Below are 2,501 nucleotides of genomic sequence, written 5' to 3'. Positions count from 1 at the left end.
CGGGCCACAGCCCGCCTGTGCGCGGTAGCAACAGCTTGTGCTAAGCTCGTAGCGAAGGGCAGTTGCCGATGGCTTATTGGTGGGCTGGACCCCGTTAAAAAACGTGGCACATGGGCTGATGCGCACTTGAGATTGGTGACGGCGCGCTCGCGGCGATCCCGGATAGGAAGATGACGAACTTGCATGGCCCACGCCCTTCGTTCTGAACGGAGGAGATATCATGCCCAGACTTACGACCGGCGACCACCCGGACCTGAAGATGGTCAATCCCAATGCAGCCGCGATCGACATCGGCTCGACGATGCACATGGCAGCGGTAAACCCGTCCAGCTGTGACATGCCGGTGCGCGCCTTCGGCACGTTCACCCAGGATCTGCACGACCTCGCCGACTGGTTCCGGTCTTGCGGCGTCACCAGCTTGGCCATGGAATCCACCGGCGTCTACTGGATCCCGGCGTTCGAGATCCTCGAGGCCCGAGGCTTCGAGGTGATCCTGGTGAATGCCCGTTATGCCAAGAACGTGCCCGGCCGCAAAACCGATGTCAGCGATGCAGGATGGCTGCGCCAGTTGCATTCCTACGGCCTGCTGCGTGGTAGTTTCCGCCCCGAAGCCGAGATCGCAACCCTGCGTGCTTACATGCGCCAGCGCGAACGTCTGACAGAGTATGCGGCCGCGCATATTCAACACATGCAGAAGGCGCTGATGGAGATGAACTTACAGCTGCACCATGTCGTCTCCGACATCACCGGTGCGACCGGCATGAAGATCATTCGCGCCATCGTCGCGGGTGAGCGCGATCCGGATGTGCTGGCCGATTACCGGGATGTGCGATGCAAATCCTCGCCGGAGACGATCCGGGCAGCACTTGTGGGCAATGACCGGGCGGAACATGTCTTTGCTCTGGCGCAGTCGCTTGACCTTTACGACTTCTACAAAGCCAAGATCGAGGAATGCGATCAGCGGCTGGAGGCGGCTGTTGCCGCCCTCTCAGTCAAGGGAGGGGACGATCGGCCGCCGCTGCCGAAGGCCCGGATCAAAGGCAGGCAAGTCAATGCACCGGCCTTCGACGTGCGAGCAGCGCTCTACGGGGTATTGGGAACCGACCTGACCCAGATACATGGCCTTGGTCCTTCGCTGGCGCTGAAGCTGGTGGCTGAGTGCGGCACTGATCTGCGCGCGTGGAAGACGGCAAAGCACTTCACATCCTGGCTCTGCCTGGCACCCGGCAACAAGATCTCCGGGGGCAAGCTTCTGTCGTCGAAGACGCGGCGCTCCTCGAGCCGGGCGGCGGCCCTGTTGCGATTGGCCGCCACAACCATCGGACGCAGCGACACCGCTCTGGGCGCCTTCTATCGCCGTCTCTCGGCGCGGATCGGAAAGCAGAAGGCGGTGACGGCGACCGCCCGCAAGATCGCCGTCCTGTTCTACAATGCCATCCGGCATGGAATGACTTATCAGGATCAGGGCGCCGCAGCCTATGATGAGCGACACCGCCAGCGCGTTCTCGCGAACCTCCAGCGGCGCGCAAAGACCCTGGGCTATGCCTTGGCGCCCGTTTTGCCTGAACCGGCTGTTTCTTAGGAAGGCCACCGCGTACTTCGCCAGGGATGCAAAGTGAGGTACGCGTTTATTGACGCGCATCGTCGGCAGCATCCCGTTCGTATTCTCTGCAAGATGTTAAGTGTCCACCCGAGCGGCTTCTATGCATGGGTTAAAGAACGGTTAAGCCAGCGCGCGTTGGAGGATAAACGTCAAACCAAGCTGGTCAAAGACGCCTGGAACGAGAGCGGCAAGATTTATGGCTACCGCAAAATCTATGACGACCTGATCGACATGGGCGAGGCCGTGTCCGAGAACCGGGTTGCCCGTCTGGCGCGCCTTGCAGGTATTCAGGCGCAGATCGGCTACAAGAAGAAGCCTGGAGTGTACGGCAGTAAGCCATCCGTCGTGGTCGACAACACGCTGGATCGTCAGTTCACGGTCGTTGCGCCAGACAGGGCTTGGGTGACAGACATCACTTACCTGCGCACGCACGAAGGATTTGCGTATCTCTGTGTCGTCATTGATCTGTTCTCAAGGCGTGTCGTGGGTTGGGCCATCCAGTCTCGCCAGACCTCAGAACTGGCGGTGCAGGCTTTGCTCATGGCGATCTGGAGGAGAAAGCCCGGATCGGGCCTGTTGATCCACTCAGATCAAGGCGTCCAATTCACCAGCCGTGAATGGGCTGCCTTCCTGCGAGAACACAATCTGGAACATTCCATGAGCCGTCGCGGCAATTGCCATGACAACGCTGTTGCCGAGAGCTTCTTTCAGCTCCTGAAGCGGGAAAAGGTCAGACGGCGGAAATACCGGACACGCGAGGAAGCCCGGCGAGATGTCTTTGAATACATCGAGCTGTTCTACAACCCAAAGCGAAAGCATACGAATAACGGAATGCTGTCACCCGTTGACTTTGAAAAAAGACAGCTCAAACTGGGAAAGGCAGGTGTCTAGGAAACTA

Annotated in this window: 1 protein-coding gene and 1 pseudogene; both read left to right on the top strand. The window is 59.5% G+C overall.

Features of this window, described 5'->3' with window-relative positions:
• The first annotated feature begins 220 nt into the window (after positions 1 to 220).
• On the top strand, positions 221 to 1,582 hold the full coding sequence (locus ACP15R_RS27375) for an IS110 family transposase (protein ID WP_020042027.1): 1,362 nt from the start codon (positions 221 to 223) through the stop codon (positions 1,580 to 1,582).
• A 9-nt stretch (positions 1,583 to 1,591) separates the two neighbouring features.
• A pseudogene (locus tag ACP15R_RS27370) lies at positions 1,592 to 2,494 on the top strand (IS3 family transposase); the annotation flags it as partial.
• Positions 2,495 to 2,501: the final 7 nt, after the last annotated feature.

The sequence above is a fragment of the Microbulbifer sp. S227A genome (assembly GCF_049800935.1).
The sequence above is the reverse complement of the archived record's forward strand: the minus strand, read 5'-3'. Positions and strand labels throughout refer to the sequence as shown.